Origin of the sequence: Pseudoalteromonas sp. SG44-8 (assembly GCF_014164125.1) — a bacterium.
Taxonomy (GTDB): Bacteria; Pseudomonadota; Gammaproteobacteria; order Enterobacterales; family Alteromonadaceae; genus Pseudoalteromonas; species Pseudoalteromonas rhizosphaerae.
The window spans coordinates 1-24,481 of sequence record NZ_JACJEQ010000021.1; the positions used below are offsets into that span (position 1 = coordinate 1).

At 40.8% G+C, this 24,481-nt stretch carries 20 protein-coding genes; 11 read left to right on the forward strand and 9 right to left on the reverse strand.

Features of this window, described 5'->3' with window-relative positions; translation table 11 throughout:
* Positions 1–409 precede the first annotated feature (409 nt).
* Both deoD and H5163_RS15145 read right to left on the reverse strand, forming a co-directional pair.
* Positions 410–1,111, reverse strand: a complete 702-nt coding sequence (gene deoD, locus H5163_RS15140; RefSeq protein WP_145238795.1) for a purine-nucleoside phosphorylase — start codon at positions 1,109–1,111, stop codon at positions 410–412.
* A complete protein-coding gene (locus H5163_RS15145) occupies positions 1,111–2,343 on the reverse strand; it encodes a phosphopentomutase (protein WP_145238798.1) in 1,233 nt (410 codons plus the stop codon). The genes deoD and H5163_RS15145 overlap by 1 nt, the downstream gene beginning before the upstream one ends.
* Before the next feature lie 191 nt (positions 2,344–2,534).
* On the opposite strand from H5163_RS15145, the gene udk reads away from it, so the two are divergent.
* The 3 genes from udk to H5163_RS15160 all read left to right on the forward strand — a co-directional run bounded on the left by udk (position 2,535) and on the right by H5163_RS15160 (position 5,319).
* Complete coding sequence (gene udk, locus H5163_RS15150) at positions 2,535–3,164, forward strand: uridine kinase (protein WP_145238801.1); 630 nt, start codon at positions 2,535–2,537, stop codon at positions 3,162–3,164.
* Between the two features lie 18 nt (positions 3,165–3,182).
* On the forward strand, positions 3,183–4,406 hold the full coding sequence (locus H5163_RS15155; protein ID WP_182731970.1) for a NupC/NupG family nucleoside CNT transporter: 1,224 nt from the start codon (positions 3,183–3,185) through the stop codon (positions 4,404–4,406).
* Positions 4,407–4,599: 193 nt separating this feature from the next.
* Positions 4,600–5,319 (forward strand): ABC transporter substrate-binding protein, encoded by a 720-nt coding sequence (locus tag H5163_RS15160; RefSeq protein ID WP_182735465.1) that lies wholly within the window; start codon positions 4,600–4,602, stop codon positions 5,317–5,319.
* Between the two features lie 4 nt (positions 5,320–5,323).
* Here H5163_RS15160 and H5163_RS15165 read toward each other — a convergent pair whose 3' ends face one another.
* Both H5163_RS15165 and H5163_RS15170 read right to left on the reverse strand, forming a co-directional pair.
* The gene (locus H5163_RS15165; RefSeq protein ID WP_310736650.1) at positions 5,324–6,070 is read right to left on the reverse strand and encodes a transporter substrate-binding domain-containing protein; all 747 of its coding nucleotides are present in this window, start codon (positions 6,068–6,070) and stop codon (positions 5,324–5,326) included.
* A gap of 121 nt (positions 6,071–6,191) precedes the next feature.
* A complete protein-coding gene (locus H5163_RS15170) occupies positions 6,192–6,401 on the reverse strand; it encodes a cold-shock protein (RefSeq protein ID WP_058559473.1) in 210 nt (69 codons plus the stop codon).
* A 615-nt stretch (positions 6,402–7,016) separates the two neighbouring features.
* Between H5163_RS15170 and H5163_RS15175 the strand changes: the two genes are divergently transcribed.
* Positions 7,017–9,182: a M3 family metallopeptidase gene (locus tag H5163_RS15175; protein WP_145238813.1), complete on the forward strand. Its 2,166-nt coding sequence runs from the start codon at positions 7,017–7,019 to the stop codon at positions 9,180–9,182.
* 188 nt (positions 9,183–9,370) lie between these two features.
* On the opposite strand, the gene H5163_RS15180 is transcribed toward H5163_RS15175, so the two are convergent.
* Complete coding sequence (locus tag H5163_RS15180) at positions 9,371–10,084, reverse strand: M15 family metallopeptidase (protein WP_182735466.1); 714 nt, start codon at positions 10,082–10,084, stop codon at positions 9,371–9,373.
* Positions 10,085–10,150: 66 nt separating this feature from the next.
* Positions 10,151–11,749: a sensor domain-containing diguanylate cyclase gene (locus H5163_RS15185; RefSeq protein WP_259399828.1), complete on the reverse strand. Its 1,599-nt coding sequence runs from the start codon at positions 11,747–11,749 to the stop codon at positions 10,151–10,153.
* A 675-nt stretch (positions 11,750–12,424) separates the two neighbouring features.
* On the opposite strand from H5163_RS15185, the gene H5163_RS15190 reads away from it, so the two are divergent.
* Positions 12,425–13,501 (forward strand): DUF5009 domain-containing protein, encoded by a 1,077-nt coding sequence (locus tag H5163_RS15190; protein WP_182735467.1) that lies wholly within the window; start codon positions 12,425–12,427, stop codon positions 13,499–13,501.
* 13 nt (positions 13,502–13,514) lie between these two features.
* On the opposite strand, the gene H5163_RS15195 is transcribed toward H5163_RS15190, so the two are convergent.
* Positions 13,515–16,379: an FAD-binding and (Fe-S)-binding domain-containing protein gene (locus H5163_RS15195; protein ID WP_182735468.1), complete on the reverse strand. Its 2,865-nt coding sequence runs from the start codon at positions 16,377–16,379 to the stop codon at positions 13,515–13,517.
* A gap of 374 nt (positions 16,380–16,753) precedes the next feature.
* Here H5163_RS15195 and H5163_RS15200 point away from each other — a divergent pair, with 374 nt between their 5' ends.
* From H5163_RS15200 to H5163_RS15220, 5 genes are read left to right on the forward strand one after another with little or no spacing between them, the layout of a single operon-like run.
* Entirely contained in the window at positions 16,754–18,571 is a 1,818-nt protein-coding gene (locus H5163_RS15200) for a glycoside hydrolase family 3 protein (protein ID WP_182735469.1), read from the forward strand.
* A 17-nt stretch (positions 18,572–18,588) separates the two neighbouring features.
* Positions 18,589–19,386 carry a putative hydro-lyase gene (locus H5163_RS15205; protein ID WP_149980357.1) on the forward strand — a complete coding sequence of 266 codons (798 nt, stop codon included), beginning with the start codon at positions 18,589–18,591 and terminating at the stop codon, positions 19,384–19,386.
* Positions 19,387–19,398: 12 nt separating this feature from the next.
* A complete protein-coding gene (locus H5163_RS15210) occupies positions 19,399–20,130 on the forward strand; it encodes a 5-oxoprolinase subunit PxpA (RefSeq protein WP_182735488.1) in 732 nt (243 codons plus the stop codon).
* Complete coding sequence (locus H5163_RS15215; RefSeq protein WP_182731975.1) at positions 20,115–20,981, forward strand: glutamate cyclase domain-containing protein; 867 nt, start codon at positions 20,115–20,117, stop codon at positions 20,979–20,981. Before H5163_RS15210 ends, H5163_RS15215 begins: the two co-directional genes overlap by 16 nt.
* Complete coding sequence (locus H5163_RS15220) at positions 20,981–21,838, forward strand: aminotransferase class IV (protein WP_145238837.1); 858 nt, start codon at positions 20,981–20,983, stop codon at positions 21,836–21,838. The genes H5163_RS15215 and H5163_RS15220 overlap by 1 nt, the downstream gene beginning before the upstream one ends.
* Positions 21,839–21,912: 74 nt before the next feature.
* On the opposite strand, the gene H5163_RS15225 is transcribed toward H5163_RS15220, so the two are convergent.
* Both H5163_RS15225 and H5163_RS21525 read right to left on the reverse strand, forming a co-directional pair.
* Complete coding sequence (locus H5163_RS15225; RefSeq protein ID WP_182735470.1) at positions 21,913–22,905, reverse strand: WD40 repeat domain-containing protein; 993 nt, start codon at positions 22,903–22,905, stop codon at positions 21,913–21,915.
* Between the two features lie 397 nt (positions 22,906–23,302).
* Complete coding sequence (locus H5163_RS21525) at positions 23,303–23,434, reverse strand: MerR family transcriptional regulator (RefSeq protein WP_404936316.1); 132 nt, start codon at positions 23,432–23,434, stop codon at positions 23,303–23,305.
* 245 nt (positions 23,435–23,679) lie between these two features.
* Here H5163_RS21525 and H5163_RS15235 point away from each other — a divergent pair, with 245 nt between their 5' ends.
* Complete coding sequence (locus H5163_RS15235) at positions 23,680–24,399, forward strand: 4'-phosphopantetheinyl transferase (protein WP_182735471.1); 720 nt, start codon at positions 23,680–23,682, stop codon at positions 24,397–24,399.
* Positions 24,400–24,481: the final 82 nt, after the last annotated feature.

Genomic DNA, 24,481 nt, shown 5'->3' on the forward strand with positions numbered 1-24,481 from the left:
TTGAGTAGATATTAAGAATGTCGTACATTTCAGTTATGAAGCTTTTAGCTAATGGGTTATTGAAGATAAGTTTAGTTATTGTCTTGCTTGGTTAGAGATTGTCGACTTATAAATTTTGCCAGTTTTTAAGCTGGTAGGAGAAATAGTGTTCGACTTATTAAATTTTCGAGTTTGCGGGTTTGCGAGTTTGCGAGTTTTATCAGAATGAATTTTTAAACGCGGTAGTCAAGTACTTCGTCTCTTTACTCCCACTAACTTTACCCTCGCTAGCTTTACCCTCGCTAGCTTTTCCCCATAAAAAAAGCCGCTTAGTTTAACTAGGCGGCTTTGGAGGTTAGTCTCACATTATTTTGGGCGTGTCTCCAAAATACTGCGAATACGTTACCAAGGAACTTTTTGTTTATTACGCTTAGATTGACTCTAAGGCAATTTTAACCATTTCATTGAAGGTGCTTTGACGCTCTTCACTTGGGGTTGCTTCACCGGTGATCACGTGGTCACTCACGGTAAATAATGCCATGGCCTTTGCGCCATATTCAGCAGCAACGCCGTATAAACCGGCTGTTTCCATATCTACCGCTAACATGCCTAGTTTATCAAGTTCTTGATAAAAGCTGTTATCGGCTTGATAAAAGGTATCGGTGGTAAATACGTTACCCACTTTCGCTTTAATACCTAACTCTTTTGCTGCATTAACGCCGTTTAATAGTAAATCAAAATCAGCAATTGCTGAGAAATCATAACCACGTACACGTGCACGGTTTACATTTGAATCTGTGCTTGCGCCTTGTGCAAAGATAACGTCACGAATTTTAATGTCGCTACCAATACCGCCGCAAGTGCCGATACGAATAAGGTTTTTAACACCGTAGCTGACGATTAGTTCGCGTGCATAAATCGACATTGATGGAATGCCCATACCAGAACCCATAATGCTTACTGGTTTACCTTTATAAGTGCCAGTAAAACCATACATGTTACGAACGCCAGTTACTTTTACAGCATCATCAAGAAAATTTTCAGCAATGTATTGCGCACGTAATGGATCACCCGGCATTAATACCGTTTGTGCAAAATCGCCATTATTTGCGTCAATATGTGGAGTACTCATTATTCGTTTCCTTTTACTTTTAGCGCGTTAAGCTTATCAATAAAGCCATCGCCATATTCAAGTGCAGGTAAGTTAAACCACTGGGCAAGTGTTTGACCTATATCTGCAAAACTAGCACGTTCACCAAGCGGGGTATTTTCAAGCCCTACCTGATAAGCAAGTACAGGCACATATTCGCGGGTGTGCTCACTGCCCGGGAATGTTGGATCACAACCGTGATCCGCCGTTATAATTAGTACGTCGTCGGCTTTAAGCTGCTTAAGTATCGTTGGTAAGTAATCGTCCAACTGTTTAAGCGCTTTTGCATACCCAACAGGGTCGCGGCGATGACCAAATTTTTCATCAAAATCAACTAAATTAGTAAATATCAAACTGTGATCTGGCGCTGATGCCATTACCTCAGTGGTTTTTGCTAACAAGTTTTGTAAGCCTGGGGCTTTGTGTTTTTGGGTAATACCTTGATGCGCATAGATGTCAGATATCTTCCCTATGCTAATCACTTCACCACCGTCATCTGCTAGTTTGTCTAGCAATGTTGGCGCTGGCGGTAACACTGAATAATCTCGACGATTGCCCGTTCTGGCAAAGTCTTGATTATTGGAACCCAAAAATGGCCGCGCAATCACTCGTCCTATGTTCATTTCATCAAGCAGCGCCCGTGTGATTTCGCAGACCTGATAAAGTTTTTCTAGACCGAAAGTTTGTTCATGCGCGGCTATTTGAAACACGCTATCAGCTGAGGTGTAACAGATTGGTTTACCTGTTTTTATGTGCTCTTCACCTAGCTGTTCTAAAATCGTAGTACCCGAGGCATGGCAATTACCTAAAATCCCCGGGATACCGGTACGAGCAATCAGCTCGTCAATTAACTGTTGTGGAAAACTCGGTTGTGTTTTAGGGAAATATCCCCAATCGAATAACACCGGTACACCTGCCATTTCCCAATGACCTGATGGAGTATCTTTGCCGCTAGAAAGCTCTTTTGCGTAACCCCAAGCAGCAATCGGTGTTTGACGGTCGCTAACAAGGCACGGTTCATTGCCTGCAGCTTCACATGCATCAACTAAACCTAATAACGATAGGTTAGGTAGTGATAGCCGTTCGCCGGTTTCTTCAAAGTATGCTTTAAGCAAATGTGCAAAAGTGTTTGCGCCCAAGTCGCCAAATTTGTCAGCGTCTGGTGCTGCACCTATGCCTAGGCTATCTGCCATTAATATAATTGCTCTTGCCATACTCACCTCGATTATCCAATGTAGCTACTTTATATTTTTGTGCTTTTTAACGTACAGGACATAAGTCCTGTTTCATAAAACCTAAACATTATAAATTTCACACCTTAAAGCGAAGCAAGAGAGATTATTCGTGTCTTTTTTGCTATTGTGATCTACCAACAATGTATCCTTCTGTGTGGATGAGAACTTTAGTGACACGAACAATAATAGCCATTGCTGGCGCTTCTGCGTCTGGCAAATCTCTTTTTAGCCAAACAATTTACAATGAATTGGTGAATGAGCTTGAACCAGGCGCCATCGCCGTGATTGAAGAAGATGCGTACTATAAAGACCAATCGCATTTGCCGTTTGATCATCGTACGCAAACGAATTACGACCATCCTGATGCGTTTGAACATGAGTTAATGTGTAAACATTTAACACAGTTACGTGATGGCGAAGCGGTAGAAGTACCTACCTATGATTATGCGCAGCATACTCGCAGTGACAAAACACGCACTGTGATGCCAGCAGAAATTCTCATAGTTGAAGGAATTTTATTGCTTAGTGATAAAGCGCTACGTAAAGAATTTGATATCAAAGTGTTTATTGATACACCGCTTGATATTTGCCTGATGCGCCGTATGCAACGTGATATGGAGCAACGAGGCAGAACATTACAGTCCGTTGTTGAACAATATCAAGCTACTGTGAGACCGATGTTTTATCAGTTTATTGAGCCTTCAAAGCACAAGGCTGATTTAGTGGTTACACGTGGTGGTATGAATCGTGTTGCGATTGATATAATTAAAAGTAAAATAAAATATTTACTGCAAAAATAACAACGGGAATAAGCAAAGATGACAACATTTATGAGCTTAGTCGGCATGTGTATGCTGCTAGGCATTGCATTTGCGGCTTCGACAAATCGCAAAGCAATTAGTTTTAGAACTGTCGGTATCGCTTTTGCCCTGCAATTTATAATTGGTGGTTTTGTCCTGTTTTCAGACGCAGGTAAAAATGCATTAGTTGGCATGTCAAAAGCCGTATCATCAGTGATCGGGTTTGCTAATGATGGGATCAGCTTTTTATTTGGACCGTTAGCAAATCAGGATACGTTAGGGTTTATTTTTGCTATTCAGGTATTGCCAGTTATTGTGTTTTTCTCAGCATTAGTTGCTGTGTTATATCACTTAGGCATTATGGATTGGATAATTAGAATATTAGGCGGTGGTTTACAAAAACTGTTGAAAACCTCACGCACGGAGTCGCTTTCAGCAACCGCAAACATTTTTGTTGGTCAAACTGAAGCGCCACTGATTGTTAAGCCGTTCATTGCAACGATGACTAAGTCAGAGTTATTTGCAGTAATGGTAGGTGGCTTAGCAACGGTAGCGGGCTCAGTAATGGCCGGTTACGTGATTATTGGTGTAGAGCTTAAATATTTAATTGCAGCCAGCTTTATGGCAGCGCCGGGTGGTTTCTTAATGGCCAAGATGATTGTGCCAGAGACCGAAACACCAAAAGATACTTTAGCTGATTTAGAGCTTGACGAAGACAAGCCTGTTAACGTAATTGATGCAGCAGCATCGGGTGCAGCAAACGGTATGCATTTAGCCTTGAATGTAGGCGCAATGTTACTGGCATTTGTAGCTTTAATTGCGCTGTTAAACGGTTTATTAGGTGGTATTGGTGGTTGGTTTGATTATCCAACCCTAACACTACAAGAAATTTTAGGTTATATATTTGCGCCGGTTGCCTGGTTACTAGGTGTACCGTGGAATGAAGCAATTATAGCTGGTAGCTTTATTGGTCAAAAATTAGTAGTAAACGAGTTTGTTGCTTATTTAGACTTTATGAATTATCGCGATACGTTAAGTGCGCACACACAAGCGATTGTCACATTCGCGTTATGTGGGTTTGCTAACTTATCATCGATAGCCATTTTACTAGGTGGATTAGGCGGTATGGCGCCTAGTCGGCGAAAGGATATCGCACGCTTAGGGCTCAGAGCAGTGTTAGCAGGATCTATGGCTAACCTTATGAGCGCCGCAATTGCAGGTTTTTTCCTCTCGCTAGCTTAGAAACTTTGAGATGAGCCTTGGTTGCAAAACAATAAGATAAGCCTTTAAGGGGTTAAAGACTTATCTTACTTGAACGATACTTCACAAAGGGCCTTTATGGCCCTTTTATCGTTTTTAATTCACTGTTTACTTTCATAATACTTTTCCTAGTTATTGCTATACTCAAAGTTCTATCGTCAAAAAGAGAAAATAAATGCGGCTATTTATTAATCTGCTACTTCTTTGTATCAGTGTCCATAGTACTGCAAATCAAAACTTAATGGTTGTGACCGAGTTGTCACCGCCGAATCAAGTTTTGCTGAATAATCAGGTAACTGGTTATAGTACTGAGTTAGTAAATATGATTATTTTAGAGGCTAAGCTCAATGCCCCAATCAACATGTACCCTTGGGCACGTGCTTATAAAATGGCGGTTAATAATAGCAACACCTTAATTTACAGTATGGCACGCACAACGGATCGCGAGACACTATTCCATTGGATAGGGCCAGTAGCACAGTTTGAAATGGGCTTTGTGAAACTCTCTGAGCGCAGCGATATTAACTTTGAGAATACAGAGCAAGCTAAGCAATATAAAATTGCCTTACAGCGCCATGACCTTGCAGCGCAAGTATTAGTAAAACGTGGTTTCGAAGTATTGTTAACAACTGATATTCAAAAGTCATATCAGTTGCTACTAGCAAGAAAAGTTGATCTGGTAGTCGACGATGCTAATTATCTAGCTTCAATGAGTGAGCAGCTAGCGATCAATGCTAACGCACTGACATTCGTACATGCCATAGAAGGACTGGCAGTAGCTGGTTACTTAGCTGCAAATATTAATACTGATGAAGATATTATAAAGGCACTGCAGCAGGCTTTTTTAAAGGTTAAAAATACTGAAAAATACCGTCAATTAATAACGGCTAATTAATTAGCTATTTTACATAACGATGCCGATAAGCATCAAAGTTATCCACCGCTTTGAGTTTTTCTAACTGCTCATTGAAGCGCTCAACTATCTCAATAGGCATCTCTTTATTAAAAACTAAATAATTACCCTGTAATGTATTTACTGGCAGCTCAACAAGTTTGACGACTTCTTTACCACCGTGACCAAATTGCTGTAGTTGGTAATCTAAGGCAAACTCTGAGCCGAGAATTAAATCGATTTTATTTTTAAAAAATAGGTTCATATACTCATAGTGATGAGCTACTTTTAATAAGTTTTTATCTTGTTTGAAGCCAATACTCTCCACTAAATCCTCATAAATATTGCCCCTAACAACCCCTAAAGTATATGCACTAACCTGAGTAATATCAGTTGGGTTAATGTGTTTGTTATCACGAAGGCGATAAAAAAATGTACGCGAAGAAACCAGCGGGCCAACCCAGTAAAATAACTCTTCTCGCTCAGCACTGCGAGCGGTTGATACTAACCCTGAGAGCGGACTTTTTTGCACTAAACTGTATGCGCGTGCCCAAGGCAACAGCTCAAACTTGCACTCCACTTGTGCAAGCTCACACACTGTACGGACAATATCTAAATTTATCCCTTGCAGCTGCCCTTTATTCGAAAAATTATAAGGAGGAAACTGTTCAGTAAAAATAGTAATTGTTGGCTTTGCAATGCAAGTAAATGTGAATCCAAGGCTAATTACTAGGATGAGTAATCGGTAGATAATCTATCTCGTTACAGAATAATAATAATAGATAAAGAATAGGAGGGGGAGCAAGTTACGTCAATTTTCAAACACAAAAAAGCAAGCCTAAGCTTGCTTTTTTTATTCTACCTAAAAGGTAAAATTATACAGCAGTGATGTTCTCTGCTTGTGGACCTTTTTGACCTTGTGAAAGAGTAAACTCTACACGTTGGCCTTCAGCTAAAGTTTTGAAACCTTCGCTTTTGATTGCTGAGAAATGTGCGAAAACGTCTGGGCCATTTTCTTGCTCGATGAAACCAAAACCTTTAGACTCGTTGAACCACTTAACTGTACCTGATACGATGTTAGACATTGTAATATCCTGATATAAAAATAAAATAATTGCTCTAATGAGCGGTGTAGCAAAAAATGAGATGGTACTTTAAAAACTTCAGGACGGTACTACAAGTATTACTTATACAACATCGAAATGGAGATTTATAGCTTTCATGCTTTCTTTCTAGCTGCAGCAAACTATACAGGGTTAATAAGTTATGTCAACCCCCTTTCGAGTCTTTATTTACCTTAGCCAATATTTAAGGCGCGTTGAGTAATTTTTTCTATCACGGATGAGTGTTACTTTTTTTGTTACAGTTGATTGCTCAGCATCATTTTTTGCAATCTATCACATATTTGAAAACTCACTGAAAAAATTGCGTAAAAGTAAAAATATATTCCATTCTTAGTGAGATTTCACCACTTATCGCAGCTAATAATCGCCTTATCTCAATAGGTGAGATCATTAGTAGTTATCTGCAGTATGCTTGGGCCATTGAGCACATAGTGATATTTGCCCCATTTAATTGCGCTTTGCTGCTATTTTTTGTGCACTTCAACTTTTATGACAGCAGGCACCTGCTGATTTACAAAGCGCTTACTGCGCTTATATCGGCACAATTTAATTTTTAAAAATGATAAGAGAAAAATAATGAAACACTTATTAGCAACCGCGATCAGTTCAGCGTTATTATTAACAGCCTGTTCTGAGCCCCAAACAACAGCAAACAACATTAAAGCCGAACAAACGGCTACAGCTGATCAAGTACAGCAAGCTAATCCACTGTTAGTGAAAAGCGTTTTACAATACGAAACGCCAGATTTCAATGCGATTAAAGACGAACACTTTATGCCGGCTTTTAATCAAGGTATGGCTGAGCAAATGGCTGAAGTACAAACGATTATCAATAATCCTGCTAAGCCTGATTTTGCTAATACAATTGTTGCGCTTGAAGAAAGTGGGGAATTATTAACCCGTACCCGTAGCATTTTCTATAACCTAGCAGGCAGTGACTCAAACCCAACGCGTCGTGAGATACAAAAAGAGCTAGCGCCAAAAATGGCAGCACACAGCGACAACATTTTCTTAAATAAAGCATTATTTGAAAAAGTAGCAACATTACACGCAGAGTCAGACACTCTGGCTTTAACAGCTGAAGAAACTCGCTTACTCGACGTTTACTACAAACGCTTTATCAGAGCGGGCGCGAAATTAAACGCAGAACAAAAACAACAAATTCGTGATATCAATACCAAGCACTCAAGCTTAACCACTCAGTTTTCACAAAACTTACTAGCATTGACTAACAGCAATGTTGTTATCGTTGACGATAAAGCGCTGCTTGATGGTTTATCAGCAGGCCAAATAGAGCAACTTGCCAATGCTGCAACACAAGCGGGTCACTCAGGTAAATATCTGATAAAAATCACTAACACAACGCGCCAACCAATTTTAGCAGCGCTTAAAAACCGTGAACTACGTGAAAAAGTATGGCGTGCATCATCAGAGCGTGCGCTATCGGGTGAAAATAGTAACCGCGAAATCGTGGCTGAACTAGCTCAGCTACGTGCTCAAAAAGCAAAACTACTTGGTTACGACAGTTGGGCTGCGTTTGGATTAGAATCACAAATGGCGAAGAAACCAGAAGCAGTATTTGATATGTTTGCCAGCATGATCCCTGCGTTGATGCAAAACGTTAATGCTGAAGCTGCTGCGATCCAAGCGAAAATCGATGAGTCTGGCGATCAATTTAAGCTACAGCCTTGGGATTGGCTATTCTACGCAGAGCAAGTACGTAAAGATAAGTACAACTTAGACGAAAATGCAGTAAAAGAATACTTTGAGTTTAATCGTGTATTAGAAGACGGCGTATTCTTTACCATGAACCGCTTATATGGCATTACTTTCAAACCACGCACTGATATTCCGGTTTATCACCCAGATGTAAAAGCATATGAGCTATTTGATGCTGATGGTAAGAGCCTTGCGATTTTCTTTGCTGATTACTTTGCGCGTGAAGGCAAACGTGGTGGCGCATGGATGAGCTCGTTTGTAAAACAATCTGGCTTAAAAGAACAAAAGCCTGTGGTTGTGAATGTAATGAACATTCAAAAAGGCGCCAAAGGTGAACCAACGCTAATCAGCTATGACGAAACAACAACTATCTTCCACGAATTGGGTCACGGCCTACATGGTATGTTCTCGAACGTGAAATACCCAACTTTATCGGGTACTTCAGTATCTCGTGACTTCGTTGAGTTCCCATCAACGTTTGAAGAAGATTGGGCTATGTATCCTGAAGTTATCGCAAACTATGCAAAACACCACGAAACAGGTGAGCCAATTCCTGATGAGTTACTGACTAAAGTAATTCAATCACGTAGCTTCAACCAAGGCTATGACACCCTTGAGTACGTTGCAGCGGCACTTTTAGATATGGAATGGCACTCATTGCCTGCTGATGCCCCGTTACAAGATATTGAGAAATTTGAGCAACAAGCACTAACTAAGCACGGTGTAAATGTGCCATTTGTGCCACCGCGTTATAAGTCTGCGTTCTTCTCACACTCAATGGGTGGCGGTTACTCAGCGGGCTACTACGCATACATGTGGAGTGAAATTTTAGCGGCCGATGCATTTGCTTACGTTCAAGAGCAAGGCGGTTTAACCCGTAAAATGGGCGATAAATACCGTAAAGAGATCTTAGAAGTTGGTAACTCACGTGACCTAATGGAGTCGTTCAAAGCGTTCCGCGGTCAAGAGCCTGACACCTCAGCGTTATTAAAACGCCGTGGTTTAAAAGCAACCGTTCAGTAAAAACAAGCTACGGAGGGGAAAGTTAGAAACTAGCTATTTCCTGCTTAACGATCAAGGCGCGAAACTAATTTCGCGCCTGTAACTAGCAATGGCTATATACCGCCTCATTATGAATGTATAAATTAGTAGGCTGAATAGATGTACTTAGTTCAGCTCACTAACTTTACTGTTTTTAACTCGCTAGCCCCTCACTGCACCACAAAATCAAAATAAGTATTTGGATAGGCTTGTGGCTGATAGGTAAAGTGCCACCACTCCATTGCGTAAGGCGAAAATCCAGCGGCCAACATGATATTTTTTAACTTATATCTGTTTGCTTGTTGATCTTGAGTAATACGCGGATCATCGGTATTTGAGATGGTATCGAACATATCAAACAATGAGCCCATATTTAATGCTTTGCCTTGACTATCAGTCAAAGTTAAATCAATTGTTGAACCACGGCTGTGGCCTGATTTAGCTGCGATATAATCACCGAGTAACTGATCTTTTCCTAAATTAGGGTAATACGCAGCTTTGGTTTTTGTGTCAGTTTCGTCGTTAACCCAACGCACAAAGTGGTCAACGGCTCGTTGTGGCCGATAACAATCATAGATTTTAAAATTATAACCTGCTTGCTCCGCCTGAGAATGTGCTTTTACCAGCGCTGCAGCTGCCGTTTTATGCAATAAGCATTTAGGTGCGTTATAACCTTCGATTGGTTTACCGACAAAGTTTTGCCCACTAAAATAGCGGATATCAAAGAATGCAGTTGGTATTAACGTTGCCACATCAACAAACTCACTGCGATGGCTTTGAGTTGGGTCGGGATATTTAGCGTTAGCGTCATGGGCAATTGCTGTACTGCTTAAAGCATACACTCCAAGCAGTGATATTAGTTTAAAACTGATATTTAACAACATTGTAGTAGCCTATAACATTAAAAACAGACTATTAATATTGCATAGTTAAAAGCCATTGCCAATAAATTATTGCTGTTCGACAAACTCAGATTGGATAAACTGAGAATCGATAATACACCGATTACGACCCGTTTTTTTCGCTTTGTATAAAGCCTGATCCGCTTGTTTGAGTATCTCTTCAACACTCAATTGCATCAGTGGCCAGCCAGAAATACCTATTGATATGTTGATACTTCCTACTGGTTCGATGATTGTTTCTGATACACGCATACGTAATCGTTCCGCAAGTAGATAAGCTGACTTGGCGTTAATATTTGGTAATATAACAATAAACTCCTCTCCTCCCGTACGTGCAACAAAATCATTTTCACGGGTTACATCAACAATAATTGTAGCCAACGATTGCAAAACAATATCACCAATATCATGGCCAAACTCATCATTAACACGCTTAAAAAAATCAATATCGATAGCAAGCACAGTGAAGGGTGTTTGCTGTAAAGTTAATTGATCTAACATGAGCTCCAGGCTACGTCGGTTATGTAAGCCCGTAAGTGGATCTGTTTGTGCTTCATGCTGTAATAGACCAATCTGGTTTTGTAATAAGCCGACTCCTTTTAGCATAGCTAAACGCAGTTCAGAGCTTTCATAATACCAAGACCGCACTTGCTTTAACTGTTGCGAAGTTGACGGGTTATCAAGTGTTTTAGCCGTTTCTGCAAGTTGCCTTAAAGGCTGTGAAATTAATCGAGCTAGCACCCAAATAAATATAAAGGTTGCCAACCCTACCGGCAGGGTTCGATATAAAACATTCATCATCAAACCATCTAGTGGCGCAAATGTAGCGTCTAATGGTCGTTGTGTGACAATGCCCCAAGAAGCACTTTTTAATGGTGCATAACCTGCCAGCATGACAATGTTTTGACTATTTTTTAACTGCCTAGTGCCACTTTCACCTCTTAGCACCGCTTCGATCACTGGATTACCAAAAACTTGTTCACCGATCCGAGCAACATCAAGGTGATAAAGTAAGCGCCTATTCTTATCAACAACATAAGTATAAGAACCGTCTTTATAAAAATGTAGTTGTAGCAAATCATGTAAAATCCCTTTTTGCTTTAAATACAAGGTCCCTCCTATATAACCAAGGTATTCATCTTGAGAGTTAAATATCGGATGCGAAATAAATATTATGAGATTCCCTGCCGCAGAAATATAAGGCTCACTGATCATTGGCTTTTTATTCGCTAACGCTTGTTTTGCGCCATCACTTTCTAATAGCTGTCCTTTGAGCTTTAGACTCAATGGCGAGAGCCCCAAAACTACGCCATCTTTGTCAACGACAACCGTTGAGTTAAAGCTATCAGTTTGCAACCGAAGTCGCTGCGTTTCTTGTGCAAGAGTGTTTGCATCATTAAATTGGATAGCAAGGATTTTTGCTGAATAAGCGAGTTGCTGCTGAGCAGCCAATAAAAAACGGTCAGTGGCAGAGACAAGTTTAGCGGCATACGCATTATGGTTTTTTAAGGTTTGTGATTGTAGTTGCTGTTTTTGTACTTGGTAGCTGGAATAAAAGCCATTTAGAAAGGTGATCACAGTCACTGAAATAGCTAAAAACAAGATTAACTTTTTTAAATCAAGGTTGATATTCTTAAGGCTTCGCAAAATAGTTTTTCTCTATGCTGGCCTTGTATTTCCTTGGCGGTTATGTAAACAACCCATACTAGCAAGTTACTCTCACAACCGACAACTCAATCCGCTCTAAACTTGATTTAGCGCAAATTAACAGTGTATTTATTAACATTTACTTGTTCTAATCGCTGGCGCTAAGCGATTGCTGTTTCCCCATAGAAAAATCAATTTATCTGTTTGCGCTTTTAACAAAATAAGCGAAGAAAATTTACCTTGCGCAAAATGAATAAATTATTACAATTAAAAAACAAAAAACAAATAAAAGAACATTATGGTTAAACATCACTGTCAGAATATATTGTCACAATTACCCAGTCATCGTTTGCTCGCCTTAGATGTACTGCGAGGGCTCACTATCACTGCGATGATTCTAGTCAATAACCCAGGAAGTTGGTTATATACCCAAACCACCTCATGATACAGAATTCAGCGTTGCACAGGGGCTTAATATCAAGGCGTTACTTTGCAACAATGGCAGTCCCTTTTAAGAAGTAACAACGATGAGAGTAAGTGCCTGTGAAACGCCCAACGGTTTGGTTTAAAAGCGATTTATACTGCGTTATTGATTTTAACAATAGAACCACTATTACTTGCAATCAATGCCTTGCCTACATCGCTTTTAATTCCAACTGAAACTCGGATCTTGAGGTGGTTTGGGTATCTCTGTACTGGCCGCTTAAACATGCTGATTGGCATGGCCTAACACCCACTGATTTAATTTTCCCATTTTTTATTTTTATTGTTGGGATGTCGATCACACTATCGGTTAATGCCATGCAGGCAAAAGGAATTACGAAACAAAGTATACTCAGATCTGGTGTAGTGCGTACGGTAAAGCTAGTTGCATTAGGTTGGTTTTTAGCCCTGTTCTACTATAATTTTCGCGATCCTAATTTCAGCTGGCTAGATGAACGTTTAGCAGGTATTAGGATCATGGGCGTTTTACAACGCATCGGTCTAGTTTATCTGATTGCCTTAGCTTGTTACCTTTATATAAAACCAAAGTATATTGCGCTTACCTTTGTTAGCTTACTCATCGGGTACGGCGCATTAATGATATATACGCCCTATTCATTGCCTAACGGTGAAATCGTTAAAGGGCTGTGGCTGCATGGTAATAACCTCAGCGCTTGGCTTGATAATTTACTGCTCGGTGCAAATCATGTTTACTATGCTACAGCAAAACCTTTAGCATTTGATCCAGAAGGAATACTCTCAACCTTACCTGCAATTGCAACGGCATTATCAGGAATATTGTGCGGATACTATATAAGCACTGAAAAAAACCTTGGCAAACAAGTCAGAATATTTAACCTAGTGGCTATTACAAGCATTGTTTGCGGGTGCTTACTTTCACTTTTAATACCAATAAACAAAGCACTATGGACACCAAGCTATGTAATAATCAGCTCAGGACTAGCGATGTTATGCTATGCACTGTGTAGCTATATTCTCGATATTCGTAAAGTTCGCTTGTGGAGTGCGCCGTTTTTAGTGTTTGGCGCTAACGCTATTTTGTTCTTTATGTTTGCTGGCATCGTAGCGCGTATTTTAATTATGATCCCAGTGGCTGATACAAGTTTAAAAGGTGCTATATTTAATCAAGTATTACAACCGCTATTTGGTAATTATTTAGGCTCTTTTAGCTATTCGTTGCTATTTTTACTCGCCTCTTATCTAGTGATGTATGCGTGCTATAAACGCGGGATTTTTTGGAAAGTATAATGTCTAAGCCTCATCAAGAGGCTGCTTGACTCACTTTATCTAATAAATACAGCACAGATTGGTAGTTAATACCGCTGTGCTGAGTTAAGCCAATTTCACAACTGCGGCTATTAGAAATACCGCTACTGCAATTTTGAGGCACTTGGTTACGCAGCGTTTTTAATGCATTAGCATTTAGCTCTGGCAAGTTAAAGCCCTTATCGCCGGCAAAGCCACAACATTCAATATCAGCCGGAATAATCACTTCGTCACTGCATGCTTTAGCTACGGCAACAAGTTGTTGTTCACTGCCACGGCGTTTGCTACTACAGGTAACATGTAACATAACCGGCTCTGGTTGGGCTGTGATGGTCAGCTTAGGCAATAAATATTGATAAGCAAACTCAGCGCTTTCGAGTACTGTTAAACCGCGCTGTTGCGCTGCATCATTGCTTGTTAATGCACATGGACTGGCGTCAAAAATAATCGGGTAACGACCATTTTCAGACACCTGCTGCGCGATATCGAGTAACTGCTCAGCTTTACTTTTTGCCTGTTCAGGTAAGCCTTTACTGGCAAAGGGCATGCCACAACATAGCTCATTAATTTGCATCGGCAGTAACAGTTCAATTCCCGCTTTAGTCGCGAGGCTATGCATAACTTGCATAATTGAGCGGCGATCATCCGCTTGCTCATCGGCTGCAAACACCCTGCTGGCACAACTGGGAAGATAAACCACTTTATCAGGCTGTTGTGCGTGTACTATGCTGTGATTAATTGGCTGCTCCCCCCTTGGCCACGCTGAGTAATAAAGTGGGGTGCCAATCAGCTTATTAGTAGGTTTGGTTAAAGTACGCAGTGCCTGTGCACCAATGATGTTTCGCACCATCGCCATACTGGTTAAACCAAAGCGTGCTGTATTTGCTAATATCGCAAAATGTTTGACCGCAAAACTGGCTATGCGCGGCGCCACTTTTGCATTGAGTTGCTTTTTTGCCCTCAGGGATTTTATAAATTCACCGGTGTTAATACCAACGGGGCATTTCATGCCACACAGCCCGGTTGCTGCACAGCTATCAATACCTAAATATTGAAAATCTTTTTCGATACTGCTGAGCTGACGATTAATGTGCTGTTTTTCGCTAATATCACGGGTGTTACTAAGTTGATTAACCAATTCAGTGCGACGTCGCCACAGCGTAATACGTTGGCGCGGCGTTAAGGTGAGTCCTTTTGATGGGCATACGGTTTCACAAAAACCACACTCAATACACTTGTCAATTATATCGTCGCTGCTAGGCATGGTTTTTAAATGTTGAATATGGCAGTTTTCATCGGTATTGATGATCACTCCTGGGTTTAAAATGTGGTCTTTATCAAACAATTGTTTAATACGCTGCATCACAGCAAAGCCATCAGTACCCCATTCAGTTGCCACAAACGGCGCCATATTTCGCCCAGTACCATGCTCAGCTTTTAATGAGCCATTAAGTTCAACCGCCACCAGTTGCGACACGTCCCGCATAAATTGCTCATAACGCGCTACTTGCGCTGGTGTATCGAACGCTTGGGTAAATACAAAATGCAAATTACCCGCTAAGGCATGGCCAAAAATAATCGCTTCATCGTAACTGTATCTATCAAATAATTGATGCAGAGCTTTAACACCCTGAGCTAATACATCCAGCTCAAAAGCCACGTCTTCGATGATCACAGTGGTGCCATTTTCGCGCACTGCACCGACTGCCGGGAACGTACCTTTACGAATATTCCATAATGATGCATTGCGCTTAGCATCTGTTGAAAACGCCATAATCGCTAATTGATGGGCGCTAAAATGTGCGACAAGCTGATCCACTTGTTGTTGTAAATTAACTAATTTTGTTGCGTCTTCTGCACGTACTTCGATTAATAATGCTGCACTATCTGCTGGGTAGTTATGAACATCTTTAGGCATGATGTCATGATGCGCGACGCACAGGAGCGAGCGCTTATCCAATAACTCAACCGCCGCTACATCAAGCGTTGCTAGCTGCTTTACTAATTCACAGACTTGGCTTATGTCATCAAAAATAATAAACGCTGAGCTTTTATGAGCATGATCAATCACCGTGTGGTAAGTAATATCAGCAATAAACCCCAGCGTACCTTCAGAGCCAATCATTAAATGCTTAATGATCTCAATCGGATCAGTGTAATCAATTAGCGCGTTTAAACCATAACCCGTGGTATTTTTTAAGCGGTATTTATGAGCAATACGCTGTGCCAACTCAGGATTATTTGTAACCTGCTGGGCAAGCGCAGTGATATCGTTAATAAACGGTTGATGGCTATGTAAAAATTCAGAACGGCTTTGCTCACTGCGTGTATCAAGCACTGTACCGTCAGCGAAGATTAAGGTCATGTCCTTTACTGTATGGTAACTATTTTGTGCCACGCCACAGCACATACCTGATGAATTGTTGGCTGCCATGCCAGCGATTTTACAACTGTTGATTGAAGCGGGATCAGGGCCAATTTTACGGCCAAAAGGCGCAAGTACGGCATTGGCACGAGCACCAATAATAGCTGGCTCTAACCGAATAGCAGCGCCGTTATCTTCAATTTGATAACCAGACCAGCAATCACTAAGCAGCACTAATACAGAATCTGTAATTGCTTGGCCTGATAGGCTAGTACCGGCGGCACGAAAAGTAATGGCAACTTTATATGTTGCAGCGGCACTGATGACCTGTTGCGCTTGTTGCTGATCAGCAACCAGTACTATTAATTGCGGCACTAAACGATAAAAGCTGGCATCAGTGCCAAAAGCATAGCGCCTAGGGTAATCTTCAATAAACGCCGAGGCAGGCAGCTTATCACTGAGTTGTTGTTGAAATAGTGTCAGTGCTGTTGCCATTATTTGCCCCTTTGCGTTCTGTTAATTTACTCGCTTGGCGACCCACCAAGCATTATGGAATATATTATTACTTGAAATAAGAGCGAATTACCATTAATAAAAGCTCGTCTAATATTATTTTTTTTCATCTAAATAACTATTAACTCTTAATATTTATGTAATGATCAGGCAAGCATGTGATTCGTCGGTGGTTTTTGCAGTTCTGCAAAAAAAACGTTAATGTGACAAAAATATGTTGTATTTTAATCCAAAATGGCATTACCATCAGGAATAAAATATTCATAAATAAAATAAGCAATTCAGCTTTGGAGCCTACTGTGTTAAATAAGTTTGCCATATCATCAATTCTCTTTGGACTAGGGTGTTTATTACCAATGAAATCGACCTTTGCAGCGACCAATTTAACCCTTGAGCAACAGCTTGGCCAAAAGCTGATGCTCGATTTTCGTTATTATTGTGAGCAAGACAGCGAGAACACACCTGAGCAAAAATGCCGTAATGCAGTCACTGAATTACCTGCAGATTTAGCCAAGGTGATCACTAAACATAATATTGGTGGGGTGATCTTATTTGCTGAAAATATCGATAATATTGCGCAAATCGTTAAATTAAATAATGCTATGCAACAAGCTGCGGCAAAGTCGAGCTTAGGCGCACCATTATTTATTTCAATTGACCAAGAAGGCGGACGTGTTGCACGTATTCCTCGTGATATTGCCACTTCATTTACTGGTAATATGTCGATTGGCGCAAGTTATGCGGTTCACGGCACCAAGTTTGCTACACAATCTGCACAAGTGATTGCTGATGAATTAAAAGCCATTGGTGTGAATGTTAACTATGCACCAACTGTTGATGTAAACATGAACCCTGATAACCCGGTTATTAATGTGCGCTCATACGGTGAAGATCCAACACTTGTGAGTATTTTAGGTGGCGCACAAGTTGCTGGCTTTGAAGGTAATGGCGTAATTACCTCACTGAAACACTTTCCAGGCCATGGTGATACAAACGTTGATAGCCACACCGGCTTGCCAAAAGTAATGCACGATAAAGAAACTATCTGGGAAAAAGATTTACCTCCGTTTCAAACTATTATTAAAAAGCAAAACCCTGGCATGATCATGACTGCGCATATTCAGTACCCAGCACTGGATAGCAGCACATTTGTTAGTAAAGATGGCAAAACCATGATCAAACCTGCGACGATGTCGCATAAAATCATCAGCGAATTATTACGCGATGAAATGGGCTATCAAGGTGTAGTGATCACCGATGCGCTAGATATGGCTGGTATTAGCCACTTTTTCGAACCAATTGAAGCCGTTGTAAATACTTTTGCTGCCGGGGTTGATATTGCTTTGATGCCAATTGAAATTCGTAGTCCAAAAGATTTAGTCGTATTAGATAAACTGATCAGCCGCTTAGTGAGCGAAGTTGAAAAAGGTAATTTACAAGCCGACGAAGTCGCTATCTCTGCTCAACGCATCATCAATTTAAAAAGTAAATTTAAACTGACCACAGAGCTTGACGAATCGTTAGCAATGCAAAAAGCACAACTTATTCTCGGTGATGATAATCATCGCAAAGTCGAAGCTGAGCTGGCTCTTGCCGCCATTACCCAAGTTAAAAATGACCAGCACACTTTACCGATTAAACTGACGGCAAATAGTAAAGTACATATCATCATGCCTGATACCCGCAAGTGTTTGGCGCTACAACAGGCAATTGCAGAAAATACTCAGCAACCACTTGCATTTAGCTGCACCAGTTTACAAGGCTTTGAGCCCACAGCGACGTTAAAAGCAATCAATGAAGCGGATATCATCATTGCAGGCAATGCATCACCAAACCAAAGCGCGGTAGAAATTGGCGGCATGGATGACCTTGCTGATAACCCTGCATTTGCAATTGCAAAATCGGCGCAAGGTCCGGCACTTGAAAAACTGCTTCAGCAAGCGCAACAAGCTGATAAGAAAACCGTTTTTGTTAGTTTACGAGCACCATACGATATTGCCACATTTGGCCAATATGCGGATGCAATTTTAGCAACTTATGCGTATAACATAGATGTAGATAATGATGTTAAAGTAGCAGGGCCAGCTTTTACTGCTCTTGCAAAAGTACTAGTTGGTAAAAAGCCAGCGCAAGGTACTTTGCCTGTTACCGTCAGTGGCATTAACAACAACTAAAAGTTTACGAGGATACTATGCAACATAACGCATCACTTACTACGCCTTACGCTATTCGTAATATGATCAGGAATGAAGATTATACCGGTAGTACATCGGGCTTTGTTCCCGGCTTTGTACAGGCTAATTTAGTGATTTTGCCCCAGCGCTATGCGTTTGATTTTTTACAATTTTGCCAAGCAAACAAAAAAGCGTGCCCAATTGTAGCAAGTAGCCGCACGCCTGGAGCTACCAGCATTCCAAATGTTGCTCATGATTTAGATATTAGGACTGACATACCTCGCTATCGTATTTTTAAAAATGGCCAATTGATTGAAGAAGTAACGAATATCAAAGAGCAATGGCGCGATGACTTGGTCACTTTTTTAATTGGTTGCTCGTTTTCATTTGAAGAGTCGTTAAAGTTGGCGGGCCTAGAAATACGTAATATTACGGAAAATAAAAATGTACCTATGTACATGACTAATATTCCCTGCGAAAGCGCCGGTATATTTCATGCTAACATGGTCGTTAGTATGCGACCGATGAAGCCGGCAGATGCGATTCGGGCAATCCAAATATGTAGCCGCTTTCCAGATGTGCATGGAGCGCCAGTTCACTTTGGGGATCCAGCTGCAATAGGTATTAAAGATATTAATCGCCCTAACTTTGGTGAATCTGTCACCATTAAAGACGGTGAAGTACCGGTATTTTGGGCCTGTGGTGTCACGCCGCAAGTAGCCATCGCTAATGCTGCGCCTGATTTTTGCATTACACATAGCCCAGGTCATATGCTGATCACCGACATTCAAAACGCCCATATCTCGGCTTTTTAAACGGAAATAATGATGAAGCTCAATTGTGATTTAGGGGAAAGCTTTGGCGCATGGCAAATGGGCCTTGATGAAGAGGTAATGCCGCATATTGATATGGCTAATATTGCTTGTGGTTTTCATGGCGGTGATAGTGATGTTCTAGCACGCACCCTGATGCTTGCTAAACAACATAACGTCATTATAGGCGCGCACCCCAGCTATCCTGATAAACAGGGCTTTGGGCGTCGCTCCATGGCATTAACACCACAAGAGCTAAGCAATTGCCTGCATTATCAAATAGCCGCAATTGAAGGCATGGCAAAAGTTCAAGGCCTCACTTTAGAGTATGTGAAGCCACATGGCGCGTTATATAACGATATGATGGCCGATAAAACAATTTTGACCACGGTGATACAAGCTGTTGCCAGTTACCCGAGCCCTTTAAAACTAATGCTTCTCGCCACTGCGAAAGCAGCGCAACATCAACAACTTGCTCAACAATATAACCTTGAATTAATTTTAGAAGCATTTGCTGATCGCCAATATACCGATGACGGTCAATTAGTATCACGGAAAATTGCTGGTAGTGTGCATGATAAACCTGCGCTAATAGCGCAAGTTAAACAGTTACTCGCCACCGGCTGCGTAACCACACAATCGGGCAAACAACTGCCTTTACACGCAGACAGTTTATGTGTGCATGGCGATAACGCTGCAGGCATTGCCCTTATTCAAGAGATCAAAGCGTTATGCCACACTCGTTAAGTGATGAACAATTAAGTCAAGCAATCGAAACCATGATGGTAGAACAAAACCTACGTGGTATGCAAAATCTCTATGCCTATCAACAGACAGGTACTTATCTGCGCGCTGCAAAGTCGTTATTTGATGCCAAAAGTACGGTACTCATTGGTACCGGTTTTGCCGTCAAGCAAACCTTTGAAACCGATGGCCCTGTAGGCGCCATTGCTTTATACAATGCTTTAATTACGCTGGGTAAAAATCCTATTTTAGTCTGTGGAAACCCCCTTTACAGTGCACTGAAAAATGAATTTAACTGTTTTGAATTGCCACTGAATAATTTTACTGATGCAATGGCTTTTAGCAAAGCTGCGCTGGCTGAATTAAAGCCAGATTGCGTATTGTCTATCGAGCGCCCCGGGCTGTGTCACGGCAATAAATATTACAATATGCGTGGTATTGATATTTCGGCTGATTGTGGTTGTTTTGATTTTTTTGTCAGCCAAGCACCCTGCCCAACGGTAGCTATTGGTGATGGCGGTAACGAAATAGGGATGGGCAATTTATCACAATATATGACCGAGCTGAGCATTATGCCGTGCCTTACTTGCTGCGATGAACTGCTGTTAGCGGATGTATCAAACTGGGCAGCTTACGGCATTATTGCGTTTTTAAGCCGCTGGCATAGCCAAGACTTACTCGCAGAAGTCGATACTTTAGCAATCCTGCAATATTTGAGTGAACGTGGCAGTGTAGATGGCGTTACTCACAAAAACGAATTAACCGAAGATGGCTTACATGCTATGCATGGCCAACAACTCATCGCAAGACTACGTCAGCTTAGCGATGTTGCCAATCAGAATGAGGATTTATAATGAGTACGGTGTATTTAAACGGCGACTATATGAACGCAGAGCACGCAAAAATATCGCCAATGGACAGAGGCTTTTTATTTGGCGATGGTATTTACGAAGTGATCCCTGCCTATAATGGCAACATGCTTGGCTTTGCAGCGCATATTGAACGCATGAAGAATGGTTTAAATGAACTGGAAATTGTACTCGATTATACAGCTGATACATGGCGTGAAATCTGCCAGCAGCTGTGTGAGAAAAATCACGGCGAAAACCTTGGTATTTATTTGCACGTTAGCCGTGGCGCTGATACTAAGCGTGCTCATGCCTACCCGAGTGGTATTACGCCAACGGTATTTGCCTACGCCTTTGAAATTCCAGCACAACCCGTTAGTGATATCGACAACGCCACGACTTATACTGTATCCGTTGAGCAAGATAAGCGCTGGCAGCGTTGCCACATCAAGTCAACCGCATTACTCGGCAACGTGATTCATTACCAGCATGGTGCGGCGGCTGGCAATAAAGAAACCATTTTATACAATCGCTTAGATGAGCTTACCGAAGCAAGCTCAAGTAATGTGTTTATTGTTAAAGATGGCGTGATCAGCACACCCCCATTGGATAACCAAATTTTACCGGGTATCACTCGCTGGTTAATTTTAACGATATTACACAGCCACAGTGACTTTAAAGTCCAAGAACGTATTATTACCAAGCAGGAACTATTTGCAGCCGATGAAGTGTGGATCACCAGTGCCACAAAAGAAGTTGGCCCAGTGGTAAAACTCAACGGTCAACTGGTCGCTGATGGCAAACCTGGGAAAATATGGCAACAAGTACAGAGCTTATTTACTGAACATAAGTTTGATTATTAATAGCGCTAAGCGGTAATTATAAAAGCCGTGTTTGTTAAGTAAACACGGCTTTTAAAATCCAATTAAGTTTTCGCTTACTTAGGCTGATACGGCCAAACTTCTAGTACTCCATCACTGCTTTCGCTGACAATTGTTTTATTTTCTTTATCATACGCTACAGCTAAAACTGAGCCACGAATGCGCAGTTGTGTCGCTTTATACTCAGCCAATAATGTACCATCTTTTACACGCCATAATTGTATCGTGCTTTTCGGTGAGCCGGTTAAAAACCATTTATCATCATTTACAAACCGCGAGTGGTTAAACTCTATAAAATTAGTAAATATATTTAGTTCAGCTTTTTTAATACCGGTGTTTAAATCAAGAAATATACGATCATCAACAGAATCTATCGCAAAACCTAAACTTGCATTTTCGTTTATATTGACATGATTAACACGAGTCGCTAATTTGAACTCTTTTAAAATAGTGCCATCTTTCGTTGACCATAAATAAGTAAACTTATCGCTTGAACCGCTTAATGCTGTTTGTCCATCTGCAGATAGTGCTACAGAATTAATATCAAGGCGATGAACTTGAAATAGCGTATTTTGCTTAGTTAGAGAGTTGATCACATCAGCTTCACCGCTACGATAGCCTACCACTATTAACTGACCGTTTGCTGATATTGCAATATCACGAGCAATGTTTTTCCCTGTTGACCAACTACCCAGTAGTTGACCATTTGCAACTGAAAATAAATGTACTGACGTGCGGTTAGAAATATAAAACTTAGTTTTATCATCACTAAAGCCAAGCAATTCAATATGTTTTGCATCATCACCGGAAATGCAACTAAACAAGGTTTTGCTTATCTTATTATCCCATACACATACCTTACCTTGCTCTGAGACAACACTTAGCTGGCCATCATTAGATAACGCCGCTGACTCAACAATTTCTTGCGTATGGCGAAATTGTGATGTTGATGGAGCTTCAAAAACTGGCTCTCCTGAGCAACCAACCAGTGCCGATAAAATCCCTATTAAAACGAGTGTTAAAATACAAAAGCGCACACGTATTCTCACTTATATTATTGTTATTAAACGGTACTTAAAGATCTTACAAGCTATAAAGTAAAGTCTATACTCTCATTTCATCGCCATTTTAGCCATCTGTTTTAAGCACTTAGCCCGCTACTTTGTCGTTAAACTGATGATTGGACCAATATGCGTTATTTTTAGCACTTTAATGCCACACAAGCCTAAAATTGTGTGCTTCAACTGCTTTGTCACACAGTCTCCTTGAAAATAACGATAATAAACGGGGGTATCAAGCGTTAGTACAACCTCTGCGGTAAGTACTTTAAGAAGTTTTTCAGGAATGCTTTTATTAGGTTGATATTGAAAGGCAAAGCCATTAACGCAGGCCAATCTAAGTCATGTCTAGTGACTTTTAGCTGTTTTAATTGAGTTAAACTTAACCCTAATAATTGTGCACGTTTATAAGCGAAACAAATTCCACATCAGCGTTATCATAAATACGGTAACAACCTTGACGTTCTATGTTTGTCAGTAGACCTATATTTTCATAATGCCTAATTGCTTTAATTGACACGCCTGAATGCTTGCCATTTCACGTAGACCGGCTGCGCCCTTATCAGTAGCGCCAAGCTCAATCGCTTTGTTATCCCTGAAAATTTCCGGCTGGGGAGTAAAATAATATTAATGCTAAAATAAATATGTTAGTAAATCTCTTAACCAAAGCTCAGCTTAAATAGTCATAGCCTTTACTTTATTTATGAAGTTATTAGCGTATTATCAAAGTCTTACTAATAACACTAAACAAAACAGCAAAATGTTATGGATTTTTCTCTTTATACTAAACTGAGCCCACAACTTAGTCATAATAGTTATTGCTGTGAGTTCGACAGTAGCAGTTTTATTGACAGTGACTTTTTAAATTATCAGATTGTGTTACCGCAACAACTACAAAAGGCTGTTGTTAAACGAAGAGCTGAATACCTCGCCGGCCGTTTTTGCGCAAAACAGGTGTTAACCGCCCTCAATATCCCCTGTTTTGATATTATCTCAGGCCCCGATCGCGCGCCCATATGGCCTAAAAACATTATTGGTAGCATTACCCACACGCAAGGGATCGCAATGGCTATAGCATGTCAGCACACTGATATCGCTGGAATTGGTATTGATATAGAGCAACTAATGAGTGCCAAACAAGAGCTAGAGCTACAAAAGCAAATTTTGCATCCTGATGAATATCCACTGTTTAGGCGATTGGCTGGGCAGCTTTCACATCCATTAACCGTCATTTTTTCAGCAAAAGAAAGTATTTTTAAAGCACTATATCCAAGCGTAAAGCAATTTTTTGGTTTTGAAGCTGCACAGCTAATTGCTTTTAATCAGCAACAGTTGCAGTTTAAAATTACTAAAACGCTCGCAGAGCAAGTGCCTCAAGACACTTACGTAACCGTTTTCTATCAATGTAATAAAAGTGTAGTACTCACCGAGTGTGAATTTACTATCGCAGCTCAACCACTCAAAAATACTAATGTCGGCAAGTAGCCACTAATAATCAATCAGGTATTCATCGCATGATGGTGTACCTTTGGGTTTTGTTATTCTATAACGGTTAGGTGCGATAATT